This is a genomic window from Myxosarcina sp. GI1 (assembly GCF_000756305.1).
GTDB lineage: Bacteria > Cyanobacteriota > Cyanobacteriia > Cyanobacteriales > Xenococcaceae > Myxosarcina.
On the sequence record NZ_JRFE01000024.1, the window covers coordinates 53,813 to 78,503 of the forward strand.

General features: G+C 37.3%; 21 protein-coding genes. 3 read left to right on the forward strand and 18 right to left on the reverse strand.

Features of this window, described 5'->3' with window-relative positions:
* Positions 1 to 6: 6 nt before the first annotated feature.
* The 9 genes from KV40_RS17700 to KV40_RS17740 form a co-directional block, all read right to left on the reverse strand.
* A complete protein-coding gene (locus KV40_RS17700; RefSeq protein WP_036484345.1) occupies positions 7 to 912 on the reverse strand; it encodes a capsular polysaccharide synthesis protein in 906 nt (301 codons plus the stop codon).
* A gap of 179 nt (positions 913 to 1,091) precedes the next feature.
* The gene (locus KV40_RS17705) at positions 1,092 to 2,078 is read right to left on the reverse strand and encodes a glycosyltransferase (RefSeq protein ID WP_036484348.1); all 987 of its coding nucleotides are present in this window, start codon (positions 2,076 to 2,078) and stop codon (positions 1,092 to 1,094) included.
* Positions 2,079 to 2,119: 41 nt separating this feature from the next.
* Positions 2,120 to 3,085 carry a glycosyltransferase family 2 protein gene (locus KV40_RS17710; RefSeq protein ID WP_072013840.1) on the reverse strand — a complete coding sequence of 322 codons (966 nt, stop codon included), beginning with the start codon at positions 3,083 to 3,085 and terminating at the stop codon, positions 2,120 to 2,122.
* 61 nt (positions 3,086 to 3,146) lie between these two features.
* Positions 3,147 to 4,580, reverse strand: a complete 1,434-nt coding sequence (locus KV40_RS17715; RefSeq protein WP_036484351.1) for an oligosaccharide flippase family protein — start codon at positions 4,578 to 4,580, stop codon at positions 3,147 to 3,149.
* A gap of 72 nt (positions 4,581 to 4,652) precedes the next feature.
* A complete protein-coding gene (locus tag KV40_RS17720; RefSeq protein ID WP_036484352.1) occupies positions 4,653 to 5,654 on the reverse strand; it encodes a glycosyltransferase in 1,002 nt (333 codons plus the stop codon).
* A gap of 91 nt (positions 5,655 to 5,745) precedes the next feature.
* Positions 5,746 to 7,182, reverse strand: coding sequence for an O-antigen ligase (locus KV40_RS17725; RefSeq protein WP_036484354.1), 1,437 nt, complete (start codon positions 7,180 to 7,182; stop codon positions 5,746 to 5,748).
* Entirely contained in the window at positions 7,179 to 9,938 is a 2,760-nt protein-coding gene (locus KV40_RS17730) for a polysaccharide biosynthesis tyrosine autokinase (protein ID WP_052055734.1), read from the reverse strand. The genes KV40_RS17725 and KV40_RS17730 overlap by 4 nt, the downstream gene beginning before the upstream one ends.
* Positions 9,939 to 9,969: 31 nt before the next feature.
* Positions 9,970 to 11,160 (reverse strand): glycosyltransferase family 4 protein, encoded by a 1,191-nt coding sequence (locus tag KV40_RS17735; protein WP_052055735.1) that lies wholly within the window; start codon positions 11,158 to 11,160, stop codon positions 9,970 to 9,972.
* A gap of 47 nt (positions 11,161 to 11,207) precedes the next feature.
* On the reverse strand, positions 11,208 to 12,419 hold the full coding sequence (locus tag KV40_RS17740) for a glycosyltransferase family 4 protein (protein WP_036484355.1): 1,212 nt from the start codon (positions 12,417 to 12,419) through the stop codon (positions 11,208 to 11,210).
* A 358-nt stretch (positions 12,420 to 12,777) separates the two neighbouring features.
* Here KV40_RS17740 and KV40_RS17745 point away from each other — a divergent pair, with 358 nt between their 5' ends.
* A complete protein-coding gene (locus tag KV40_RS17745) occupies positions 12,778 to 13,998 on the forward strand; it encodes an FAD-dependent monooxygenase (protein ID WP_036484357.1) in 1,221 nt (406 codons plus the stop codon).
* 38 nt (positions 13,999 to 14,036) lie between these two features.
* Here KV40_RS17745 and KV40_RS17750 read toward each other — a convergent pair whose 3' ends face one another.
* Both KV40_RS17750 and KV40_RS17755 read right to left on the reverse strand, forming a co-directional pair.
* The gene (locus KV40_RS17750; protein WP_036484360.1) at positions 14,037 to 14,336 is read right to left on the reverse strand and encodes a HigA family addiction module antitoxin; all 300 of its coding nucleotides are present in this window, start codon (positions 14,334 to 14,336) and stop codon (positions 14,037 to 14,039) included.
* A gap of 12 nt (positions 14,337 to 14,348) precedes the next feature.
* On the reverse strand, positions 14,349 to 14,642 hold the full coding sequence (locus KV40_RS17755) for a type II toxin-antitoxin system RelE/ParE family toxin (protein WP_036484954.1): 294 nt from the start codon (positions 14,640 to 14,642) through the stop codon (positions 14,349 to 14,351).
* Positions 14,643 to 14,806: 164 nt separating this feature from the next.
* On the opposite strand from KV40_RS17755, the gene KV40_RS17760 reads away from it, so the two are divergent.
* Positions 14,807 to 16,603, forward strand: coding sequence for a sodium:solute symporter family protein (locus KV40_RS17760; RefSeq protein WP_036484363.1), 1,797 nt, complete (start codon positions 14,807 to 14,809; stop codon positions 16,601 to 16,603).
* Positions 16,604 to 16,632: 29 nt separating this feature from the next.
* Here the strand turns inward: KV40_RS17760 and KV40_RS36735 are convergent, their stop codons facing one another.
* Genes KV40_RS36735 through KV40_RS17775 form a run of 5 tightly spaced genes read right to left on the reverse strand, consistent with a single transcriptional unit; the run spans position 16,633 to position 20,534 of the window.
* A complete protein-coding gene (locus KV40_RS36735) occupies positions 16,633 to 16,863 on the reverse strand; it encodes an EAL domain-containing protein (protein WP_253274297.1) in 231 nt (76 codons plus the stop codon).
* A 34-nt stretch (positions 16,864 to 16,897) separates the two neighbouring features.
* Complete coding sequence (locus KV40_RS36740) at positions 16,898 to 17,008, reverse strand: hypothetical protein (RefSeq protein ID WP_253274298.1); 111 nt, start codon at positions 17,006 to 17,008, stop codon at positions 16,898 to 16,900.
* A gap of 48 nt (positions 17,009 to 17,056) precedes the next feature.
* Positions 17,057 to 18,427 (reverse strand): diguanylate cyclase domain-containing protein, encoded by a 1,371-nt coding sequence (locus KV40_RS17765; RefSeq protein ID WP_253274299.1) that lies wholly within the window; start codon positions 18,425 to 18,427, stop codon positions 17,057 to 17,059.
* 3 nt (positions 18,428 to 18,430) lie between these two features.
* A complete protein-coding gene (locus KV40_RS17770; protein ID WP_036484365.1) occupies positions 18,431 to 18,820 on the reverse strand; it encodes a response regulator in 390 nt (129 codons plus the stop codon).
* Between the two features lie 25 nt (positions 18,821 to 18,845).
* Entirely contained in the window at positions 18,846 to 20,534 is a 1,689-nt protein-coding gene (locus KV40_RS17775; protein ID WP_036484367.1) for a sensor histidine kinase, read from the reverse strand.
* A gap of 361 nt (positions 20,535 to 20,895) precedes the next feature.
* Between KV40_RS17775 and KV40_RS17780 the strand changes: the two genes are divergently transcribed.
* Positions 20,896 to 21,285 carry a response regulator gene (locus tag KV40_RS17780; RefSeq protein WP_036484370.1) on the forward strand — a complete coding sequence of 130 codons (390 nt, stop codon included), beginning with the start codon at positions 20,896 to 20,898 and terminating at the stop codon, positions 21,283 to 21,285.
* A gap of 163 nt (positions 21,286 to 21,448) precedes the next feature.
* Here the strand turns inward: KV40_RS17780 and KV40_RS17785 are convergent, their stop codons facing one another.
* Positions 21,449 to 23,614 carry an FHA domain-containing protein gene (locus KV40_RS17785; RefSeq protein WP_036484373.1) on the reverse strand — a complete coding sequence of 722 codons (2,166 nt, stop codon included), beginning with the start codon at positions 23,612 to 23,614 and terminating at the stop codon, positions 21,449 to 21,451.
* Between the two features lie 151 nt (positions 23,615 to 23,765).
* The gene (locus KV40_RS17790; RefSeq protein ID WP_036484376.1) at positions 23,766 to 24,674 is read right to left on the reverse strand and encodes a hypothetical protein; all 909 of its coding nucleotides are present in this window, start codon (positions 24,672 to 24,674) and stop codon (positions 23,766 to 23,768) included.
* Between the last annotated feature and the right edge of the window lie 17 nt (positions 24,675 to 24,691).

Genomic DNA, 24,691 nt, shown 5'->3' on the forward strand with positions numbered 1-24,691 from the left:
CTATGTTTAAAATTTCGGGTAGAGCTTTTTTATGTATGTTTTAACAAACACTTTGATTTTTTGCTCTGAGAAATACTTGACATCAAATACAAACATCTTCGCAAGAAAAACTACAGAGTTTTTAGAATCCATTTTGTGTTTAAATGTAAATTTTCTTTTCGACATTTGTAAAGCATAGTATCCATTTGAGTTTTTACATTCAAAGCTATTCACATCTGGAAAGTTACCTTGCCAATCTTTCCACCATAATTTAAGTGCGTATGGAGGTTTTTCTCGAAGAATCTTTTTTAAATTGCGCTCGCTTGATACCATTCGTTTGTGGCGAGCCAGTGTATGGGCTTGCCCTTTTAATTCACAATACAAGTGAGGTGCGAGGTTCCATTTATTCCTGAAATCTATATCGGATTTAAATAATTTTCTAAATAGTTCATCAAGCCATAAATAACTATTAGTCGCGGTTCTATTCTTCCAATATTCATCACATGCGTTTTTCCATTTATTTATCATTAAAGAATCTTTTTCAGATACAATAAACCAAATGGCTGGTCCATTTTTACCACTCATTCCACAACCGTGACCATGATACATCCATAAACCAGCAGGCTTTACTGCTTCTTCTACCCATACGCCTAACGGTTGCATGCATAACATGGTGGCATCAGCCCAAACACCCCCATAATTTTTTAATAAGCTTAATCGAATAATATCAGCTTTATGTTGAGGTCTGATTTTTTTAGTTTTATCGTATATATAGTCTATATCATCAACATATGTTTGAAGATTCTCCAGGGTAACATATTCAATATTCCAGTCGGAATTGTTTATTTTCCACGATTCTGCGACTTGTTTTACCAGCCAAGGTGCACTATCCCATCCTTGTAACCAAAGCAGCCAGATTGTTTTGTTCAACATATTTCTTGATTTTTATTTAATCAATACTTCAGACAGTTAATTTAATAGAGACACGAAACTCGTACAAATTTGGTCAAAACTTCTATGTAATTTTTTAGCAGATAAAGTATGTTTGTTAATAACTTTTATATTTTGTATTGGCAAGTGAAATTTAGTTTTAAAAAAGCTATTTTTTAACATTACGAAACGTTTTTTTTAGAAAAGTTCATTAAACTCTTGAGATAATTTTTGAGCTTTTCGTAATTCTGAACACCTAAAAGACGCACAAGCGAAGCTGCTCTGTTAAATTTTCTAAACTCGGAAGAAGCAGAGACGCAAGGATCGCAAGAGATAGCCTGATTACGGTAGTATTTGACGTACTCATATTTTATCCCTGGACTTTTTAAAGCTTTCCAGGCGATGCTGAGTTTAGCCAAAGCATGACTACGAGGCTTAAGATATTTTAATTCCACAGGAGCAAAATCAAAAGCTCTTTCAATCAAAACTTCATAGCTTTCGTTCATCGTCTGAAGTTTTTTTTCAATACAGTCACTTGGAGAACGAGACAGGCTAGTCGAACTCGCTCGATAGTAAACTAAAATCTCTTTAATTACTTTAAAAGGGTAATAAGCAGCAATACGTAGCCAAAAATCCCAATCTTCGCAGGCAAAGGAAAACTTATTAAATAGCCCAACTACTTCTATACAAGAACTTCGTATCATAGGAACACTACCACAAGCGATAATATTTCCTTCAATCAATTTAGACCAAACGTTTCCTTCATCATTAGTTTGCCAAACTTTTCCTAAAGGTCGATCCCATTCGTCAATTAGTGAAACCCAACTATAAACAAAACCAACTTCAGGATTATTATCTAAAATCTGAACTTGTTTTTCGAGTTTTTGAAAATCCCATAAATCATCGGAATCTAAAAATGCTATGTATTCTCCGTTAGAATGTTTAATTCCAGTATTTCTCGCGGCAGATTGTCCTTGATTAACTTGAGAAACTAGAGAAACCCTTTTATCGTCTATGGTGTTAACCCAATTCTCGATGTTATCAGTACTGCCATCGTTGACAATAATAATTTCAAAATCCCGATAAGTTTGGTCGAGAACGCTACGAACTGTTCTAGGCAAAAAGTCCATAGCGTTATATGATGGAATTATAATTGATACTTTTGGCATAAAATAAACCGTAGATTAAACAATAATAAGAAAAAACGTTTTTAATCATTTTTAGATTGAAGCCTGTCTTTGTTTTTTGACGAAAATAAGTAACCTAATAAAAACCGAAATTTGTTTAGAGTTGTTTTGTTTATATACTTCTTTAAGTATCTAAATTTATTTTCTATATGAGGAAAGTATGTCTTGGGAAGCGGCGGCATTAAATCTTCTCTCATTAAATAAACATCATTATGATAGTCAAAATTCAATTCTGATGCCTTAACTATTCGTTTTTTCCATATATCTTTTATATAACTTGGCAGTAGTTTTGTAGCAAATGGACTAAGTGAGTTAGGAGATTTTTTACAAGTTGAGAGAATTTGAGCTTCATGTACAAAACCAGCCTGAAGACGTATTAGAGAACGTTGTTGAATTTGTTGAGGAGAACGATACTGATAATGCTTTAATCTAATTCTTTTGGGATAAATTGCACCGAAATACGGCCAACCGCGATCTTTATCCCATACTAGCTTTAGATCGTATTTAAAAAAACGATTTTCCGACCAGTTATTGAGGTAATAGCGACACTTTTGTTCCACAGGTACGCTGTTAGAGAAAGAACTAGGACTCCTTTCGTAGCACTCTAAATCTTTATCAGTAAAATAATACTGGAAACTAGCAGCCCACACTGCTTGATACTGATTTGGTATTTCGCTTAAGAATGTACGAGGATCGTCAATGTAGAATTCATCCGCATCAAGACGACACCACCAATCACCATTTTGACTGTTACTGCGGAAATTATAAAATACTTCACTACGCATGCCATCGTAAAATGTACGATCGTCTTGCTTGTAAGGAATAATCTGCTTATACTTTTGTGAAAGATTTAGTATTTTTTTCCATGTGTCATCGCTGCTGCCATTATCAACCACATAGATATAGTCGCACCACTTTATGGCCTTGTTTAAAGTTTGAGCAATGATATCTGCTTCATTCTTAGCGATACAAATACTATGAATTTTCATATTTATAATTTGGACGTGTTTGTCAAAGACAATTTTATAACTCTCACTTCTAGATTACATGCTAAACGATGTCCAACTTTCCTTTCTGCTTCTTAGATCGTGCGATCGACAAAAGATCTACTAATATTTTCCTCAGATTTGAATTGATTGTAATTAAAGTTGTATAGCTAAAAAATAGAACTGTAAAACTAATAATTGGTGAAACAAAAATGCTAGCTAGTAGAGATGGAACGGCAGTTAATATAATCAAAGCTGCATTCCAATAGTTTGGAGATTCGTACAAAAACTTAAACTCGCGATGAGATACATAGTAGTTTGGCAGTGCAACTATTTCAGCAATTGCGTAACCCCATAGTCCTAATGCAGGAATCAAACACCAACAAATTAACCATAAAGAGGCTATATAGGTTGAATTTTGTATTGTGACTATATTGTTTCTTCCTACTGCATGCAATGTAGCTTGATGCAAATCAAAAACAGCACTTACCGAAGCTGCAAATGCTACGAGTGGAAAAATTTTTGTACTTTGAGACCACTCTGTTCCAAATAATGTAGGAATTAACCAAGGAGATATACACGCAAATGTGGCACAAACCGATACCATTATCAGAGCTAAATAATTCATACCTTGGTTTATTGCGCGTAGAATTGTAGCAGAATCTTCTATAAATTTTGCTATTACGCTAATTGACATCTGACGAATAACAATTCTAAGTAGAGAAAGCTGCTCTACCATCCGCAGTGTAACTCCTACAATTCCAGCCGCCTCAACCCCTGCCAAAGGTGTAATAATTAGAGGAATTGTTAGGGAGCGTAAAGTTTGAACCCAGCTTGCAACAAAAAAGGGAACGCCGTAAAACATAATTTTTTTCAAATATGACCATTGCCACCAGAAGGTAAAGCGCACTGGATGCAAAGTATATGCCCAACAAGCTTTAATAAAATACTGTAGAAATATACCTGTTAGTGGACCCCAATAACTTCCAGTAAATAAAACGATTGAAACAGAAAGCGAATAATTAGCTATTTGAGATATACCATCAACCAAGCTAACTTGGTCAAACTTAAGTTCGCGAGACAACATGCTGATAGAAACATCGCCGACCATATTTAGCCAGACAGCAAGCATTAACCAGCGCAAAATACTGGAAACCTCTGGTACGCCCGTCCACAAACTAAATAACGGTGTGACCATCCACATCAAGCCACAAAAAGCCAGACCGACAGTGTTATAAAATGCTACTAACTGCTCGACTTCCTTTTTCTGTAAGTTGGGCTGACGAACGAGATACATATTTAATCCCATTTGACCTGTCCAAGTTAAGAAATAAAAAACTCCTAACGAACTGACAACTATTCCGTATTTTTCAGGTCCGAGAGAGCGAGCAATGACCAGCATACTTATAACTGACAAGCCTGATGACAAAAGCTGACGAAGCGTAAGAAAAATACCTCCTCTCAAAACTTTATTTTTAATATTTTTGGGTTCTGACATAATTTAATTAGGGAGATAGTTTTCAATACAGTAAAATAAGAGGTTCATGTGAATAATAGATTGTAGAAAAAATTAAATACCTTTGAGAAATCTAGTGCTTTTAACTTTTAGTCTATAAATCGATTGACGAAAGTTATTGTAAGGCTGTAACCCAAATAGACGAATAAATAAAAAAGCTACTCTAAAACGAAGATATTCTTTTGTATATTTAATTTTTGGATAATATTGAATAGCCTCTTGCTCGTTTTTTATGGCAGCTTTTAAGTCGCCATTGGAGTTTTGTAACGCTTTCCAAGCTGTTATTAATTTGGCAAACCCATAGCTTCTATTTTTATAAGACTGCAAAGACTTTGGGGCAGAATCAAATGCTTTCTTGAGGACTATCTGAAAACTTTTGTCCATAGTTTGCCAGCGACTAGAGAGATTATTTGAATGGCATCGATAGTAAACCAAAGGTTCCTTAACTAAACCAAATTTGTAGTCCGCAGCAATCCTCAGCCACATATCCCAGTCTTCAGAACAAGAAAAAGGCAAATCTATATCAAATAAACCAACTTTTTCAAAACATTCTCGTCTAACAAGAGCTACACTGCCGCACTCTACTATATTGTGAGTGGTAAGTTCGAGCCAGACGTTTCCTTGTGCATAATTTTTACGAAGCTTTCCCTGCGGCTTACTATGTTCATCAATTAAAGCAATCCACGTATAAACCAAACCTGTATCCTGATTGTTATCTAGTATCTGTACTTGCTTTTCTAATTTGGTGGGCAGCCAAAGATCGTCTGCATCTATAAAAGCAATGTATTCTCCTCTCGCTTCGATCAAACCTTTGTTACGGGCACTGGCTAGACCCTGATTACTTTGTGAAACTAACTGAATCCGCTCATCCGATAACTGCTTTACCCAAGTTTCTATGCAATCGGAACTACCATCATTTACAATAATTATCTCAAAATCTTGATAGGTTTGATTGAGAATACTGGTAATAGTCTCTGGCAAAAATTTCATCGCATTATATGCAGGAACTAAGACAGAAACTTTTGGTTTAAATTGCTGTTGAGTATAAAAATTCATAACTCGCTCACTTAATTTTCAATACAAATTCACAAAAAAGATAAGATAAAATATTTTTTCAAAACTTAAAGATTTAAAGTAGTGCAATTATCTAATAGGAGGCATGCAAACTATTGCCTCTTGAAAACTCACCCCAATCCCATCTGGCAATAGAAAGCAAAGTCCACCAGTAAAAGAAAAAAGTAGTGTGACTCCAAATATTTTCAGTGATCATACCTGTTAAAGCAGAAAAAAATAATGAAATTAAAACTAGACAAAACCGTTTTTTTGAAGAATTAGTACTAGACAAAAACAGTTTAAGCAAGTGAATAAACTGAAAAACATAAAATACTAAGAAAAAAAATAAACCAATAAGACCTTCTTCAACCAGAACTCTAATGTAGTCATTATGTGCATAAGCACCTATGGGCCCAAGGTAAGTTGTCAAACCCAATCCATAACCTAAAAAGGGAGCAAGTTTCCATTCTTGCAATAAAAAAGTCCATTGAGCAAGTCGCCAATTAAAGCTGTTTCCGTCATACCATGATGTCAAAATTGCGTCATTAATCGTGATATTAGGATTTAACAGAGGTGTTTCAAAAACTGTTGCTAACTTTTCTTGACCAAATTCTGTACTCGTAAATATGGCGACAAACAACCCAAATAAAACTACTACACCGACGAAACTTTTAAAATTCAATCGAGTTACAGTTAAAGCCATTAACAAAACGACTAGCATAGGTAACCCAACTAATGCTTTAGTACTTACTAGAAAAAAAGTCTCGACTATCAAAAGTAAATACCAGAACAATGGACGTTTTGTTTGACTTACTTTCCAATATGTTAATCCGATAAATAAAATCAAAAAAGTCGTGAACGTATTAGGATGACCTAAAGTTCCGTTAATTCGGGAGCCCGCTTCGAACACAGAACCTGATATTGTTTGAAGAAAACCAGGTAAAAGATATGGTGGCAAAGTTAATTGCAATGTCGCAGCGAACAAAGGAATAATTAATGCAAAAAAAAGGGTATTCGCAATCTGCTCTGGATGTAAACGACCTTTAAGTTGACTGATAATTAAATATACCATTAGCCAAGAAAATATTCTGACCCACTCACGAATACTATCACCTAAAAAAGCATTTTCTAATTCTAAGCCACCTATAGCCGTGAGAATTGGCCAAAAACCCTGGATTGCTACCCAAGCAGCGAAAAACCAAAAAAACTTATCAGTTATAATTCTTCGACCTAACAACAGCATTAATACTACATAAAGTATTGTCAGTCCATCAAGTCCAATGGCAAAAGCGGCAGGAACTTGTTGAGCCGAGAAAATATCTAGTGAGCTACGTAAGATTAATAGTCCGAGTACCGTCTGCTCGAAGTAAGTAAAAAAACAGACAACTAAAATAACGGCTGCAACAGCCAAGCATAACACTAAAGGCTGGAATCCAGCTAATATTCCCAAAATTAAACCGATACAGATAGCAACAATTCCGACTCTAAGAGATATACGAGAACCAGCTTTCCAAGAATTATCTATATTCATGGTTGACTGACCTCTTTGGCATTTCTATGGGAATTATTGGTTTGCTCGGACGAACCAAGTAGTAATGGTAACTTTTGTTTTATACCATCACGATCGCTCTTTAACAAAGGTTTTTGTTCGCCAGCATCATTGACTACAAAACCTAAAATCGGAGTTTTATTTCTTTTTAAGTCAATTACAGTTCGCTCTAAAACATCTGTAGTAGTATACAAAGGTCGCGTTACCATCACCAATCCTTCACTGTATTTAGCTAATGTTTGAGCATCACAGTTACTGCTTGTTGATGGCGCATCGATAATTACCAGATCGTATTGCATCGCTGCTTTTTGAATCAAACTTTCGATTGAAGGTGATTCTACGACAGCACATGAATTGCCAGTCGAACTTCCAACCGCGAGAACCGAAAGATTGGGAATCTCAGTACTTTGAACCACTTTTTCCAGAGGTAATCTGTCTGTTACTATTTCTACTAATCCAGGTTGGTGTTTGACTTGAAAAAAATAATGTTGGCTGGATTGGTTTAGATGAGCGTCAATAATCAAAGTTCTTCTGTTTAGCATCGCCGCTACTGCTCCTAAATGAGCGGCAACTGTTGATTTGCCTTCTTGGGCGCTCGCACTAGAAATAACTATTACTTTTAAATCTTGTTGAGAAAATGATTCTAGCCTTTTAAGCAAAGAACGATAAGGTTCGTATAGCTCTTTATCATGTAAAAATAGCTTAATTTGGGCTATATTTATTGTCTTATTTAAAAGATTGGGTAAAGTAGCTAAGAGAGGAATACGTAATTGACCTTCTATCTCTTTACCATCGTACAGAGTGCGATCTATCGTTTCTAAAAGCAAAATAATCCCAGTGGCAAAAATCACTCCTATTATCAAGGCTATAGCCAATACAAAAGGTATTTTGGGGGAACTGGGAGAAGTTGGTACTTCTGCTAACTCAACAATTTGAATATTGCTCACCAACTGGGCTTCAGCAATGCTAGCTTCTTCTAATTTACGCTGTAAAAATTGCAAGCTTTCATTAGCTTGTTCGCGCTGGCGAACAAGTTCGGTAAGTGACTGAACATTAGCAGGTAAGGAATTTATGCGATCGCTTAATTTTGCCTTTTCCGCTCTTATTGCTTGTAGTTTCTCTCTATTAGCATCTAGTTGATTTTGAATGGCAATTAGTTCGCTAAAGACTTTTTGACTGATTCCATTTTCTTCCTGACTCAATCTATTTTCCGCAAGCTCAGAGGGCGATACGGTTACTCCTTCGCCCAAAACTTTATTAATTTGTTGTTGGTATAAATTAAGAATTTCTGCTCTTTTTTCTTGCAGAGCGATAACAGTAGGATTACTATCGGTAAAATTGGAGCGAGCGGCAGCAAGCTGTGCCTCGACATCTGTTAGCTGGGTTCTTAAGTTTTCTAGCTGACGATCCTGACCTATTTTGCCTTGAATATAAGCAGATTCGGCATCGTTTACTTTTGTTATCCGTTGAAGATTGTTTGCTTTAGCTTCTTGCTCTTTTATTGCAGTTAATAAATCTTGTTCTTGAGTTTCTAAACTATTCAAACTATTTACTAAGTTTGAAGTCTGGTTATTAAGATCTACAATACCGCTTTGCGCTCTATATCGATTTTCTGATGTTTCTAGCTGACTGAGTTCTTGGCGTTGTTCGTTTACTTCCCGCTCTAAAAATTGTCTTACCGAACTAGCTTCCGAACGTATAGTATTGGTATTTTTGGCTATTACCGTATCGATAATTTCACTTAAAATGAGAGCCGCGAGTTCTGAATTTTGATGTACGTAACTTACTTCTAGAATATTAGTATTAGGTACGACTGTTACACTTAAGTTATCTCTTACTTCGTTAGGAGAAATATGCCTAATAAAATAGCCTTCTTTTTTTTGAGCAGCATTATCAAGAGCGGTTCTGATGACAGGCATAGAAGTAATCAATTCAGCTTGACTGGCTAGAGGACTATATTCATTGCTGCCAGGAATACTACTTAAATCTTTGCCCAATTCAGAAATACTTTCTTGGCGATCTTCTAAGCTGATTGAAGCTACAGCCTGGTAAGTTCTTTGAGCAAAAATCAAATACAGAATTGCACCCAATAACACCCCCAAAAATCCCATCAAGGCAGGTGGATAACGTCGCTTGAGAATGGTTAACAGACTTGAAAAATCTGGCTGACTTGGTCGTGTAAATGAATAGTTTTCTTGTTCTGAGCTTAATTCCCTCTGTTGCACAGATGGTGTTTCTAAATAATATGCGTCTTTAGACACTTTATTATTAACATCGGTTGTTACGTCTGCAGCTTTTATTTTTTGCGGTTCTTTTTCTATATTAATAGTTACTTTATTACCAAAGCGATTGAGCTTTGAGGTAGTAAACCTGCTACCTTCATAAATCAAATTAACTGTCTCAATAATTTCTCTGGCACTGAGATTTTTTAACAAATAACCTTTAGCACCTGCATTTAAAGCCTGAATTAATAAATCATCACTGTCCTGCATGGTCAAAATTATGACGTTTATATCTAAATTTTGCAGGCAGAGTAGTTTAGTCGCCGCCAAGCCATCTAAATTTGGCATCTCTAAATCCATTAGAACGATATCGGGAGCTAACGTTTTTGCTAACCTTATTGCTTCATAACCATCTGTAGCTATGCCAACTACTTCTATATCCGATTCTGCCTCAAAAATTGACTTGATTTTTTCTCTAGCAGTTTTTTGGTCGTCTACGATTAAAATACGAATCATGATAAATTCAGTTTAAATAAGACGTTTGAGATTATTTATTCCTTGAGACGTGTTCTTTTTGTTTGTAGCGATCTCCAGATTTTTTCTGCCAGTTATTATTAGTTAATAATTTGGATAATTTAACATACAACATTAAATTTTCATAGCTGACTTTTTCCCAGCTATAGTTATTAACAACGTATTCTTTGGCTCTTTGTGCTTTGGTGTTTAACTCTGCTGGTTGAGATAAAGCCTTTTCCAAATTAGATACTAAAGAATGTATATTTCCCGCTTTAAACAGCAAACCTCTATCTTTACTAATAAGTTGGCAATGGGGAGGTATATCGCTAGCTAACACGGGTATTCCTTCTCGCATAGCTTCTAGCATTACTAAAGGTAATCCCTCAAGATCGGAAGGAAGCACAAATAAACCAGCGTTGCGTACAATATCTGCTAAGGGAGTTCCTGTAAGGGTATTAGTAAAAATAATTTTTTCGTTTTTCTTAGAGAGCAGTTTTAATTTAAAACTATCAGTGCCACTGGTGTCGCCGACAAAAACTAGTTTCCAATTTGGTGGATCGAGTAGCTTAAAAGCTTCAAGTAATAAATCGGGGCGTTTTTCTGGTACCAATCTACCGAGGAACAAAATATATTTTTTGGTTTTGAGTTTGAGAGAATCGGTATAAGAAATTAAGTTTGATTTAGCATACAATGCGGGAGCAGTCGGTATATAGGTAGTTTCAAGCTCGTATTTTTGTTGAAAATAAGTTTCAAGATATTTGGAAACCACAATCAGTTTGTGAGCGTATGAAACTGCCGCACGCTCGCCAGCATAAATAATCGAGCTACCAAGTTTGCTCCATTTAGATCTTTGCCAATCTAAACCGTGGCAGGTAACGACTATCTTTGCTGAAGAAAACCAGCGCGGTATCCAACAAAACAAGGATGGTCCAAGTGCATGAAAATGAACGATATCGTACCTGACAAAAGTTGCAGCTACTGCCGCTATAAAAGAATTTAATAAAGCATCAAAACTTTGCCAGGGCATAGAAGGTAAAGAAATAACTTTAACTCCATGACAATAATACGAAGAAAAGCTATTTTGTTTGGTGTAGTTAGAGCGAGCGTATAGCTCTACAGTATTACCTCTTGAGGTAATATTTTTATATAGTTCTTGACAATAATGCTCGATACCTCCTTGATTGGCTGGAATACCTTTTACTCCCACAACCGCTATTTTCATTATCTTTTTCCTTTTCAAAGTTTACTTTTTAAAACTGAATTTTTATCTCAAGCAACAGAGAGATTTTGGTGTTGCCAGTTTTGCCACATTCGGTCGTAAACATTTTTAATAACTGTTTTAGCGGCGTATGGACGAGCGACCCGAACACAAGCCTCTATGGGATAATCTGCTGAATTTAGCAGTACTTGTTGTAAAGCTTCAGCAATAGCTTCAGGGGTTCTATCGCGAGCGACTACTCCACTATCAGATGTCAAAATTTTAGGAGTTTCCCCAGCTTTTGTGGTCACAATTGGCGTTCCGCAAGCTAGAGCTTCTAAAACAACTATAGGTAGACCCTCATAAACGCTGGTAAGAATGAAAACACTGGCTAAACGGTACAATTCTGCCATTTTTTGGCGATCTACTGCTCCCAGCATTGTCACCTGTTGCGATATTCCCAGCGAATCAATTTCTGCGCGCACTTCATTAGCTAAGTCTCCTTCTCCTGCAATCAATAGATGAACTTGAGCAGTTTTTAAAGCAGCAAAAGAACGAAGCAACAAAATGGGGTCTTTTTGTGGATGTAGACGACCAGCAAAGAGAATAAATTGAGTATTGTCTGCCAAACTTAGCTGGCTGGCAAAATGCTTTCGCTGTTTTTGTTTGTGCTCTAAGGTTATAGAGTGGAAAATTTCATTATCCACAGCATTTTTAACGTAGTTAATTCGCTCTACTAGGTTTGAATATTGCTGTCGATAAAATTTTAATGCTTCCGTATTACAAACGTAAACTTGAGTAAATTGTTTGATTACTGCATTTTCCAGGGCAAAATAGCCTTGGGGAAAATATTTCCAGAGAATGGCATTTTTGTTATTGGTAGAATTAACTTGCTGTTGAATATCGTTATGTACGAATAAAGACTTTTCTCCTCGCCATTTCAATGCGAACAGGGTTGGCTCTATGCGATGAAAATGCATAAAATCAGAAGCAAAATTACGACCGATAAGAGCCACAGTATATTTTACACTAGTTGGAATCAAGCCTCTGACATCGTCGTTTTCAATACCAACCAAGGGCATAAACTGAATTGCTCTGCCAGCGTAATCTGCTTCTTGCCAAACTCCGATCGCAGAATTAGGCTTGCCAGTCCCCACCAATCTTATTTGAAACTTATCTGGAGCATATTTAATAAAAGAACGAATGACTGTTTGAATCCCTCCAATACTACTTTGCCAGGGATTGAACTGATAAAAAATCGTTAAGATCGGTTTTCGAGTCATTTCTTTTTTAAGAAAACAGCTTGTTTTAGAATGCTACAAAATACCGTACGTCAATGCAAGAAAATGTCTAGCTTGTTTGTTTGGTGTTGGCAAGGAAATTTATTGATAATTTAAAAATATTTAATGCATCTAAACACTTAGCAACATATCACACAACACCAAAAAAATAAAGTTTCCTACAAACAAAAAAATTAGTTGTATGGTTTAAAAATTGAAGTTTACATGTAGTATTTGTGCCTTGAGTATTTCTTACAATTCGTTTTAAGTCTGTCAGTATTGACCCATTTAACAGTTATGTGATGAAAAAATAACTTAATATTATGGAATTATGACGATCGCGCAAAAAAAAAGATCGCTTATGACTCAAGTAGCAATTATTGGCGCGGGACCAACAGGAGCTACATTAGCTTTACTGCTAGTGCGACAAGGTATTACAGTTAAGCTGATTGAAGCCGCTCGCGATTTTCGGCGTGTGTTTCGCGGTGAAGCTTTGATGCCCAGTGGTTTGGATGCTTTAGAGCAAATGGGGTTGACTGAGTTGCTAGCCGAGGTTCCCCAGACAGCTTTAAGTGGTTGGGAATTTTTTCTCAACGAGCGACCGCTTTTTCGGGTAGCAGAACCGATGTTTGGCGATAAACCTTGTACTTTAGTTTCACAACCACATCTGCTAGAGGCAATAGTAAAACAGTGTCAAGCATATCCCGAGTTTGAATTGAGTTTGAGTACTCCAGTTAGAGATTTTTTAAAAGAAGGCGATCGCGTTACTGGAGTAAGATTAGCCGATGGAACTAAAATTACCGCAGATGTAATTATTGCTGCTGATGGTCGTAATTCGATAATGCGGCAACGAGCGGGTTTGGAGTTGAAAACTCAAGCTCACAGTATCAATCTACTTTGGTTTGAGTTAGAGGCGGGATCGCTATTTGAGAAAGAAAACACCTTTTGTTCGATTTTACAAGACCGCGATGGCTTTGGCTGTTTTCGCAGTTCCCAGGGAAAACTGCAAATTGGCTGGGGTTTGCATCCTGAAGATGATTTAGATTTAGACTGGAAACAGATAGACTGGCAGCAAATGTTAGTAGCAAATTCTCCTCCCTGGCTGGCAAAACATCTACAAATCTATGGAAATACCATAAGCAACCCAATTTTACTATCTGTAATAGTCGGTTTCTGTCCTCGATGGTACATACCAGGATTATTGTTAGTGGGTGATGCCGTTCATCCCATGTCACCGATCCGCGCTCAAGGAATCAATATGGCGTTGCGAGATGTTATTGTTGCTGCTAACTATTTAATACCTTTATTGCAGGCAAAAGTCGATCGCCAAAAAATAGATACCGTATTGCCAAACATTCAAAGCGATCGCCAGCCAGAAATTATCAAAATTCAGCAACTACAGGATCGAGAACTACTACAGGCTAAAATTTTGCGTTCTAGCAGTCTAATCAGATGGGGAGTCAAACAGTTTATTTCTCTATTACGCCCTGCGATTCGCTATTCTTGGCTGCGAAGACAAAAACAACTGCGTCATGGGGTAACTACCGTTCGTTTGGCATCCGACGCTCAGGAAATGTATTGAAAAATTAATAGCAAGCGCTAAAAAAATTATGCCATACATCAAACTATTGGTTGAATTTTCTCAATTTGTTCGGCTTCTTTTTGCATTACTCGATAGAGGTCATTGGCTCTTTGAAGGTTAAGCCAAAAGTCGGGAGATGTATTGAAGTATTTCGCCAATCTCAAAGCAGTACTAATAGTAATACCACGTTTACCATTAATTAGTTCGTTAATCCTTTGATAGCTGACACCAATCCCATCGGCAAGTTGTTGCTGAGTAAGTCTCATTGGTTCGAGAAATTCTTCTTTCAACATTTCGCCAGGACTAGTTGGTGGTCTATTAGTTGGAACATTAACCAAGGTTGCCTCCTTTTAATGATAATCTACAATCTCAACATCTCGAACTTCATCGTCTGACCAAACAAAGCATATTCGATACTGGTTATTTATACGAATACTATGTTGCTCCTGTCGATCGCCTTTTAAAGCCTCCAATCTATTTTTAGGAGGCAAACGTAAGTCATTCAAGCTAGCAGCAAAATCCAATTGGTCTAACTTTCGCCTAGCAATTTTCCACAGGTTTTGGGGACAGGCTTTACGAGCATATCTCGTATCATCACCGTTAAAGATATCCTTTGCTCCCTGCTGTTTATAATTTACTATCACTTTAACACGGTAATCGCGATACTGTGAATAGAATAGCATCCAAAAAGCGATCGCGCTTATATAGCAAACAATAACACCAGAAGTTTAATCTAAGTGGGCATCAGACAAGTTATTTGTCATAATTCATAAATCTCGATCGCGCTTACCCTTGTAAATCAAACAAAATGCAACTAATCGACTGGCTCATCGTTCTGCTCTACTTTATCTTGACGATCGCTATGGGGTTATATCTATCTCGCAAAGCTGCTGTTAGTATGGAAGACTTTTTTGTTTCTGGGCGATCGCTGCCCTGGTGGTTGGCGGGGACGAGTATGGCAGCTACCACCTTTTCGATTGATACACCATTGTACATCTGCGGTGTAGTAGCCAGTCGCGGTATCGCAGGTAATTGGGAATGGTGGAGTTTTGGTTTATCTCATGTGGTGCTAATCTATATTTTTTCCCGACTCTGGCGGCGATCGCAAATTGTCACCGATGCCGAACTGATCGAGATGCGCTACGGGGGCAAAACTGCGGCAGTTTTGAGGGGAACAAAGGCTTTTTTGTTTGCCGTACCAATTAACTGTATCGGTATCGGCTACGCGATGTTGGCAATGGTTAAAGTAGTTGATGCTTTGCAACTATGGCAGAGTTTGGGGTTTACTCCAGGGGAAAACCTCAAGCTGTGGAGTGTTATTGGAATTAGTATTTTAGTTCTAGTATATGCAGGATTTTCTGGATTGTGGGGAGTAGTAGCCACAGATTTCTTTCAGTTTTTTCTGGCTTTATTAGGTGCGATCGTCACTGCTATAGTTGCAGTAAATAGCGTCGGGGGAATGCACCAACTAATTCCCCAGGTACGGCAAATAACCGATATTGACGTGTTGGCTTTTTTTCCTTTGCAGTTTGACAGCGGTAGATTTAGCTGGAGTGATGCCGCTGGTATTCCCCTGACTACTTTTTCGGCTTATTTATTTCTTCAGTGGTGGTCGTTTCGGCGTAGCGATGGCGGTGGCGAATTTATTCAGCGTTTGGCGGCGGCTAAAGATGAAGCAGAAGCGGAAAAGTCTTCCTGGTTTTTTAATATTTTAAACTATATAATTCGCACTTGGCCCTGGATTATTGTAGCCTTGGTGGCGTTAGTAATTTATCCCGATTTAGAAGATAGAGAGTTAGGCTATCCCAAACTGATGCTCGATTTTTTACCACCTGTAGTTTTAGGGTTGGTAGTTACTTCTCTCATTGCAGCATTTATGAGTACGGTTTCGACTTCGATTAACTGGGGTGCTTCTTATTTAACTAATGATATTTATCGTCGCTTTCTCAAACCCAATGCCAGTCAAGCCGAATTAGTCAGCGTTGGTCGATTGACTTCGGTATTAGTTACGGTATTTGGCGCGATCGCCGCACTATATGCTAGTGATATAACTACCGTATTTCGTTTGGTAATTGCCATTGGTACGGGTCCTGGTTTAGTGTTAATTTTACGTTGGTTTTGGTGGCGTATTAATGCCGCAGCAGAATTAGCGGCAATGCTGGGAGGGTTTATTATTGGTTTAGTTACCAGCATCAATTCCGACTTTAATCAAATTGATTTTGGCTATCGGCTACTAATTATTTCGGCAGCTACCGCTTTAATTTGGATAATTGTTATGTATCTCACTCCCCCAGAATCTGATGCAACTTTAGATGAATTTTACCTGCGAGTGCGCCCTGGCGGAATTGGCTGGCAGAGACAGAGAGAACGAACGGGAATTACTGCCGAACAAAACTTGGGTAGAGATATTGTTAAAGTAATTGCTGCCACATTGTTACTATTTGGCTCGATGCTGGCGATCGGGGGTTTTCTGTTATTACAGCCCGTTACTGGCTGGATTTGCTTGATAATTGCCGTTTTAGGCGGTTTTTGGCTACGCCAGTTAAACAAACGCCAACTAGCACCTATGCCCCGACCAGGATTGAATATGAAGGATGAATTGTAAGTAATACCAACATCGCTGAAATATCGATCTTATTTAACCAGACTTGTTGTAGGGTCTTGCCTCATCAACAAATTAGTCGCTTCAACTACAGGTACGGCTAGACTGAAAAAGTTACCCTGCATATAGTTGCAGTGTAAAGTTTCCAGTAAATTTTTTAATTGTTCCGATTCAACTCCTTCGGCAACAATGTGAAGATTGAGTCCTTTGCCTAAAGTAATAATGGCATTGATAATAGCTAGGTTTTTAGAGTTTACACTCAAGTCTTTAATAAAAGAGCGATCGAACTTAATAGTATTAAAGGGAAACTCTTTGAGTAAACAGGTCGGAGCGAACCAAACCGAGTTGAGGATGTTGCCAACGCAACAAGGCTTCCATTGTAACAATTTTACCCGTCTTTATTTCCACAATTGGTTGATAGTGAAGGGTAAATTCTTGTTTTTCTAAGGCATTGTGTTAATCGTTTTCTAGACTTAATAATTGATGAGCTTGAGAATTGAATAGCTTGCTGTAGTGTTGATAATTATTTCTGCCTCGTTCCTTAACTTGATACAAAGCAGCATCAGCATTTTTGAGTAAAGTATCGGCATCTTTGCCATCATTAGGAAAAACAGCAATTCCAATGCTACTGCTAACGTGCAAGTAATGTCCATCTAAGTTGAATCTTGGTTTGAGATTTTCTAAAATTCTCTCAGCGATCGCCGAAGCAGCTTCATGACAACTAATTTCTGGTAGCAATAAAGTAAATTCATCTCCTCCCCAACGAGAAATTAGATCTTGTTCTCTAACTGAATTCTGCAATCTTTCTACCACATGTTTGAGTAAAAGATCGCCGACAGCATGACCGAGGGTATCGTTAATAATTTTGAAGCGATCGAGATCTACGAACATTACTGCTAGCATCTTACTAGTTCGAGCGGCAAGATCGATCGCTTTGGCTAGTTGTCGGTCGAATAAAGCCCTGTTGGGCAAATTGGTTAAAGAGTCGTGAAAAGCTTGATGTTGAATTATTGCTTGAGCTTTTTTATATTCGGTAATGTCGCGAAAACTCCAAACACTGCCGATGGTTTGTTCTTGAAGTTGCTGGGCTTGAGTATAACACTCTAAAATTTTGCCATTTTTTAATTCCAAGCAAGCATAATTATCGCCCGCTAATTGAGTAGGTCTAACTTTTAAACTAGTAGCATGAGGTTGGGTAAGTCGTTCGAGAACCACACCTAGAACTTGTTGGCGATCGCGCTCGATTTCAGAAGGCAACTCCCAAATATCCACAAATTTCTGATTAAAATTAATCACATCGCCATTGTTATCTAAAACTAATATACCGTCTGCCGTAGCGTCAAGAGTTGCTTGCAGTAAAGAAATTGAATTAGCTAACTGTTGATTGACCTCTGTTAAAATCTGGTTTTGTTCTGCTAATTGCTGTTCTTGCTGGTAGCGTTTTAAAGCTTCTTTGACAGTAAGAATTAAATCGGTTTCGTTCCAGGGTTTGGTAACGTAACGATAGAGAGCGGCAGCATTAACCAAATTGCCTACCGCATCTGCGTCTGCTTGTCCTGTTAACAAGATTTTAAGAGTTTCGGGATAGAGAGAATGTAGTTCGATTAACAAGCGATCGCCTGTCATTTCTGACATATTTTGGTCGGAAATAACTACGGGAATGTCGATGCCTTCTGCTACTAGTTCGGCACAAATAGCGATCGCTTCCGAGCCACAATCAACTAATTCTAGATCGTATTCTCCTCCAAAACTGCGCTTGAGTTGTTCGCCCAAACTTTTAAGAATTACATAATCATCATCAACACAAATAATTGCCGCTCTATTCATAAATTACTCCAGCGCCGAGTCAATCGTTAAATACAGTTCCTGTTCCGTCCAAGGTTTGTACAAACAAGCATAGAGATTGGCTTTTTGTTTGGCTCTTACAATCGCGGCTTCGTCAGCCTGTCCCGTGAGCATCACGGTAACTACCTTGGGAAATTTGTGATGGACTTGAATCAAAAATTCATCTCCTTTAATTCCTGGCATCAACCAATCAGAAACAATAATTAAAATTTTGATATCGTCTTCCTGTAACTCTTCAATTACTTCCCAAGCTTCTTCGGCACTTTCTGCTACTTCGTAAATATAGCGATCGCGAAAATTGCGTTTGAGTTGTTCTTTAAGACTTTCTAAAATAACTATTTCATCGTCAACACAGAGAATTGCCGCACTAGACATAATTAAAAATTACTCCTAAATTATTTCAATTTAATCGATCGGGAGCGATAGGCAAATAAACACTAAATTTAGTATGCCCAGGCTGGCTTTCAACTTTAATACTTCCTTGATGTTTCTCGATTATTTTTTTACAGATATGTAACCCTAAACCACTTCCTTCTCCCATTGGTTTAGTAGTAAAAAATGGCTCGAAAATTTTTGCTCTAACTTCGGGCTCGATTCCAGAGCCCGAATCGGCAATTTGCACCAAAATACTATTTTCTATCTGCTTGGTAACAATCTCAATTTTTCCTTTACCTTCAAGAGCCTGTATTGCATTATGAATTAGATTAGTCCAAACCTGAATCAATTCATCAGGATAGCACCAAATTTCGGGTAAAGCTTGATAATTACGAATTAGTTCGATATCTCGCTTAATTTGGTTGTGATAAATCTCTAATACTGTTTCAATTCCATTGATAATTTGTGTTAGTTGTTTTTCGCCTTTTTGGTCTTGACGAGTATAGTTTTTTAAAGCAAAAACTATCTTGGAAGCCCTTTCTACTGCTGTAGAAATAGTACGATTATTGCCTAGCAAACGAGTTAAATTATAGGCTAATTGCAAAATCCAATTTACTTGAGGATGTTTTAAAAGCGGTAAATAATTGTGAAGCGTACTATCTGAATAAGACAAATCACAAGAAAAATCAGTTTTGTTTTTACTAACAATTCCAATATCTATTAAAGTATCGGCTATATTTCTTGCATTATCTATTTCTTGTTCTTGTAATAATTTAGTCAGCTGGCGTTTGAGAGGGCGTTTTTCACTAGAAGTTAGAACTGGTTTATTTTCTATTGCCTGAGTTGTTAACTCAAAAAAGCATTGTTGTTGCGCTGAGTTAAGATGTTTAACCAGTAAAGGTAATTCTGATAGAGCCTCTTTTAAAGCTTTAGTGGTATTGTCGGCAGAAGCTTGAATTGCACCCAAAGGAGTATTTATTTCGTGAGCTACTCCAGCTACTAGCTGTCCCAAGGCTGCCATTTTTTCTTGTTGAATTAACTGTGCTTGTGTTTGCTTGAGTTCTAACAGTGCTGTTTCCAAATCGTGGTTTTTATGCCATAGTTTTTTATTAAACTGCCAAAAAACTATCCCTAAAGCCAATCCTGCAACTAACAATGATAAAGCAGAACCAAAATTAGCAATTGTTCTTGCTTGTTGTTCTCGCTCTATGTAAATCTTTTCCAGATTGGAAATTTCTGCATACAATTCATCGTAAACTTTATCAATTTCTTCTTCATTTATTTCTATTAAATTTTGAAAGTTTTCGCTAATCAATAATTGCAAGGCTCGATTTATTTGACTTTCATATTGTTTTTGAAGAATGAAAAAATTGCTTAGTTCCTCTCGATTAGAATCGAGAGCTTTTAAATTCTTCAATACTATTGACGTTTCTTCTCGACTTTCCTCTAATTCTTGACTGACGTTCTGTTCTAGTTTGCGCTCGTTTATTTGGTACTTGGCAATAGCTTCCCATTCTAATAAATTCAGTCTACTTAACTGTTCTTTCATATTAAGTAAAAGAATTTTGGTACGAGCGCTTTTTTCTGCCCATTGATTGATTTTATTAATAGAAACTATTGTAGTAAGAGATATCAAAAGTGCTATGACTAACACCGACCATTCTGGTAAATGGAATTTTTGGTTTGAATTTTGTTTATAAACTAAGTTATTCATAATGTCTTTATAACTTCGTCATCAGCAGAATTAGCTTGAATTACACCAACTAATTCATAAACAAGCTAGCAGTAACATAACTTGCTTCTACTAGTAGTTTTGCTTAATTCGAGAGAGCTACACTATCTTCATTAATTTTTAGGCGCTATTAACTTTAAGATTCCCAAAACAATGCTCTAAATTGCGATCGAAAAAAAAACTATCGAACATCAGTCTGCAAAAGACTAATAAATACTAAAGAACTATTGCTGATAGTAGTGAACTAGGACAAACTAAATTTAACAACTAGCTACTTACTGACAGTAGACAGACAGTAAGAAGTAGTCGCACTATAACAACTAACGATTAATCAACAAAAACTATGTCTGAGTCTGCAATTCTCTGTGTCGATGATGAAGTAATTATTTTAGATAGTTTGAGAGAGCAACTCAAACGAAAATTTGGAACCCGCTTTACCTATGAAGTGGCTCAAAGTGCTGAAGAAGCCTGGGAAGTAATTGAGGAACTAAATGATGAAGAAATTGACATTATCGTTATTGTCTCTGACTGGTTAATGCCAGGAACTAAGGGAGATGAATTTCTCATTAATATTCATCAACGTTTTCCCAAACTCAAAACCATAATGCTCACTGGACAGGCTGACGAAACTGCAATCGAACGAGCCAAACAAAAAGCCAATCTTCATGCTTGTTTGCATAAGCCCTGGAAAGAAGAAGAGTTAACTAAAGTTATTACTGCTGCAATAGATTGACCGTATATTGCAATTGAGTCTAACAAAACTACATTACATTATTGTCTTTCAGGGTGGATACAATTTTTGAAAACAGCAATCGCTATTTATCAAACTAGGAAATTTAACAAACACGATTGCTTTACACCGTATTTTATTTAAAACAAAACAACCTATTAAATCACTACATTTTCTTTAATTCCTCAAACTCTGATAGCTCATTTGACAAAATTTTCTGTTGAGCTTGATATTTTTCTAGATTGTTTTTAATTTGAATTTGCTGCTTTTCAACTTCTACTATGCGATCGGTATAAGTATCGCTTATAAATTCAAGAGTATCAGCAATCTTTTTATCTTCTGAGTCTAATGCCAGGTTAATATCTTGAATTACTTTATCTAATAAATTTTTAGTAAACGATTGATAATAGCTAGCCAGGTCTTTCTTTAGTTTCGTACCCGCTTCTTCTAATTTATGTTTGTTGTCGTTATTGTATGCATTAACTAACAGGAAAATAATCGCACAGACAAATATGCCAAAAAACCAAGGTTGCTCTTGAAACATGCCTGAAAGATTTTTCATCATTTGACCTTTATTAGCACTAATGCCTACAAATCCCAGCAATAAAGTTAGCATCATCATAACTTGCATCATTTGACTTCTTAGTTGCTTCATGATGTATGCACCCAAAGATTTTTGTTTGTGACTTACTTCGCAGTTAGTACCAGCAAAAGAAATTAGAAAATTATCTTTTATGTCGATTCTTTCTGGTTGGGAAAAAATAGATTCTGGTAAGAGATTGGGGACGATATTAACTGTTTGGTAAAGTCGATCTAATAAGCTATTTAATCCGCCGCGATCGTAAATATGTTGAATGCGTTGCCATTCTTCGATCGCCCAACTTTCTAAAGAAGTAGTACAAAAGCCAATTAAACTTTCATTAATATCTTCCGAATCTGGTTGAGAATCATCGTTTAACTGAATAATTTTTTGTCCATGTTTATTGAAAACAATGGGATTGAGGCGATCGACAAAATCTTGAACTTTGTAAATAATACTTTTTTTGCTGTAAATATCTAGCAGTGCTGCTTTAGAGTTAGCTACATCTAGTTTTATTTGTTTGAAAAACTTGTCTTTATCCTGATTGGCTTGCGCGATCGCTTTTTTGCTAATTTCTTTAAAGTTGAGTTGTTCTAAAGCTTTTATTTCCTGTTGTTCTTGAGTTATTTTCTGGATTAATTCCTCTTGTTGGTGATATAAAACTGGTTCGATTGGTTCTGCGGCACGGACGACTTTAACCGCTATGCGTTTGGCTAACATATTTTCTGGTTGACGCTTGACAGAACTTTCAACGACTTTAAAAAAGCGGTCTTGTTTTTTTTGCAGTTTGGGATCGATTTCGAGATCGGTATCTTCGCTGTAATAGGGTTTGAGATACAGAGGAATTAACTCAAAACCTTTGTCTGCAACTTCGTTTTTAAGCCAGTTTTCTAGTTCGCTAAGATTAGCGTCGGCATTTTTGGCGACTTCTGGTTCTTGTTTGGGATTGGGTATGTCTACCACCAAAAACTGTTTGGAAATGCAGGTATTGTCGAGATCGCGGATAAATGCCGTTACTTCTGTCGTGGGTGCCTGTTTACCGTCAATAACTACAAACAGTAAATCGCAATCGACGATATCCCAATATTCTCGATCCGTGCCATCTGAGTTGGGAGTTTCAACTCTAGTAGTAAAAACTAGTTCGGCAATACCTTCACTAAACCTTGGAGAAGCTAAAGTAACTATGTCTTTAGACTGGAGTAGCTGACACTCGGTAATTTTTCTGCCGTTGACGAAAGTGCCGTTGGTACTGCCGCGATCGCAAATTTGCCATTGAGTAGCTTCGCCGTTAACAACTGGTTCGATTGCTGCATGATTCCAAGAAACTCCCTGATATAAGTTGGGAGCGATCGCAATATCGCATTCATGGGATCTGCCAATTAGCTTTTCTTTATCCGAACTAAGTTCAAAATACTGCTGTACTCCTGTAGAGTTTTGCTGGAACTGCCTTAACTGTATGCTGGCAAACTGCTTGGGTGTAACTTTTACTACTGGCTTGGGAATGGGATCGAACTTTAGCTGAAGAACTTCTTTTAGCTCTTTTTTACTATTAATTAGATCGAATAAAGCTTGTGCCAGCAATGGTTCGTCACTTACAATCTGGACGGTTAGCTTTTGAATATCCAGGACTTTTTTAAACTGAACCAACTTTCGTTCTATATCGGCTAAATCTTCGCGGTCGTCGGTTCTTCTGGCTAAAAAAAGCTGCAAGTTTTCTATAGTTTGCTTGAGTTTATCTGCTTTTGGTGGCATGAGTTTAATCGCTATAACAGATATTACCGTTTTGTTGGCATTGCTGATTCTGTAATGATAAGAGACTATTTTGCTTACTTATCAGCAAATGATAGTCTCTTAAAAGCTAAAAGCATGCGCTCCAGACTGCGCTAATGGCTTATAGCTTGTTCTAAACGCCGAATTTACCGAGTAATTCTTTGACTTCATCGATAAGTCCCACAACAGTTTCCATACCGACATTGGTTAAGCTCACGCCATCAACCAAAGTATCTTTAGTGGTATCTACAGTAGTACTGGTCGTGTCTACCATTTCGCTTAAGGTAGTCAGAGCATCTTCCAATTCTTGAGCTTTAGCAGTAAGATCGCCAAATATGCTTTCTTGCTCGCTGGTAAAATCGTTCAGAGTTTCTTCGGAAGAACTGTTGGTTTCTTCGGCTTTGTCTTCGGCTTTGGTACTCAGTTCGGTTTGTATGGTTTCCAAATGAGTTGCCAGGTTAGCCAGCATTTCGCTTAATTTCTCACTAGCATCGTTTGATACTAACTCTTGAGTTTCGGAAGCTTGAGAATCGATTTCTTCTTCGTAAGCTGCGATCGCTTCAGATACTTCATCTTGTAGATTGCTCTCCGAGTCGGCGAGGTTTTCTATCAGATTTTCCTGGACTTCTTCAACTTTACTCTGAAGATTGTCGATAGTTTCTCTTACTGCTTCAAATACGTCGTTCAATTCCGAGCCATTAGTTTCTGATTCGTTACCCAGTTCGCCCAACTCAGCTTTAGTTTCCTCTAGCTGCTGACTGGCTTCCGATTGTAAAGATTCAATACTGCTTTCCATATCGGCAAAGCCTTGAGTGACTGCTTCTGACTCGCCACTTAAATCTTCTCTAGCAGCAGAAATTCGTTCTAATAAAGCTTCGGCTCTTTCTGCCAGACTAGACCAGTTACTATCAAACTGTGCCGATACCTCAGCTAATCTTTCTCGTGCCTGAGATAAGTTTTCTCCTGCCTCATCGGCGCGATTCATCAATTCTTGTAGCTTCGTTACCGTTTCGGCTGCGGTGGTTTCAAAATCAATTGCCATTTGTTTAATCTCCTACT

What these genes read in the sequence shown, in the direction of transcription:
- KV40_RS17700 (WP_036484345.1), bottom strand. Translation starts at nt 912, where the DNA reads ATGTTGAACAAAACAATCTGGCTGCTTTGGTTACAAGGATGGGATAGT.
- KV40_RS17705 (WP_036484348.1), bottom strand. Translation starts at nt 2,078, where the DNA reads ATGCCAAAAGTATCAATTATAATTCCATCATATAACGCTATGGACTTT.
- KV40_RS17710 (WP_072013840.1), bottom strand. Translation starts at nt 3,085, where the DNA reads ATGAAAATTCATAGTATTTGTATCGCTAAGAATGAAGCAGATATCATT.
- KV40_RS17715 (WP_036484351.1), bottom strand. Translation starts at nt 4,580, where the DNA reads ATGTCAGAACCCAAAAATATTAAAAATAAAGTTTTGAGAGGAGGTATT.
- KV40_RS17720 (WP_036484352.1), bottom strand. Translation starts at nt 5,654, where the DNA reads ATGAATTTTTATACTCAACAGCAATTTAAACCAAAAGTTTCTGTCTTA.
- KV40_RS17725 (WP_036484354.1), bottom strand. Translation starts at nt 7,182, where the DNA reads ATGAATATAGATAATTCTTGGAAAGCTGGTTCTCGTATATCTCTTAGA.
- KV40_RS17730 (WP_052055734.1), bottom strand. Translation starts at nt 9,938, where the DNA reads ATGATTCGTATTTTAATCGTAGACGACCAAAAAACTGCTAGAGAAAAA.
- KV40_RS17735 (WP_052055735.1), bottom strand. Translation starts at nt 11,160, where the DNA reads ATGAAAATAGCGGTTGTGGGAGTAAAAGGTATTCCAGCCAATCAAGGA.
- KV40_RS17740 (WP_036484355.1), bottom strand. Translation starts at nt 12,419, where the DNA reads ATGACTCGAAAACCGATCTTAACGATTTTTTATCAGTTCAATCCCTGG.
- KV40_RS17745 (WP_036484357.1), top strand. Translation starts at nt 12,778, where the DNA reads ATGACTCAAGTAGCAATTATTGGCGCGGGACCAACAGGAGCTACATTA.
- KV40_RS17760 (WP_036484363.1), top strand. Translation starts at nt 14,807, where the DNA reads ATGCAACTAATCGACTGGCTCATCGTTCTGCTCTACTTTATCTTGACG.
- KV40_RS17765 (WP_253274299.1), bottom strand. Translation starts at nt 18,427, where the DNA reads ATGAATAGAGCGGCAATTATTTGTGTTGATGATGATTATGTAATTCTT.
- KV40_RS17770 (WP_036484365.1), bottom strand. Translation starts at nt 18,820, where the DNA reads ATGTCTAGTGCGGCAATTCTCTGTGTTGACGATGAAATAGTTATTTTA.
- KV40_RS17775 (WP_036484367.1), bottom strand. Translation starts at nt 20,534, where the DNA reads ATGAATAACTTAGTTTATAAACAAAATTCAAACCAAAAATTCCATTTA.
- KV40_RS17780 (WP_036484370.1), top strand. Translation starts at nt 20,896, where the DNA reads ATGTCTGAGTCTGCAATTCTCTGTGTCGATGATGAAGTAATTATTTTA.
- KV40_RS17785 (WP_036484373.1), bottom strand. Translation starts at nt 23,614, where the DNA reads ATGCCACCAAAAGCAGATAAACTCAAGCAAACTATAGAAAACTTGCAG.
- KV40_RS17790 (WP_036484376.1), bottom strand. Translation starts at nt 24,674, where the DNA reads ATGGCAATTGATTTTGAAACCACCGCAGCCGAAACGGTAACGAAGCTA.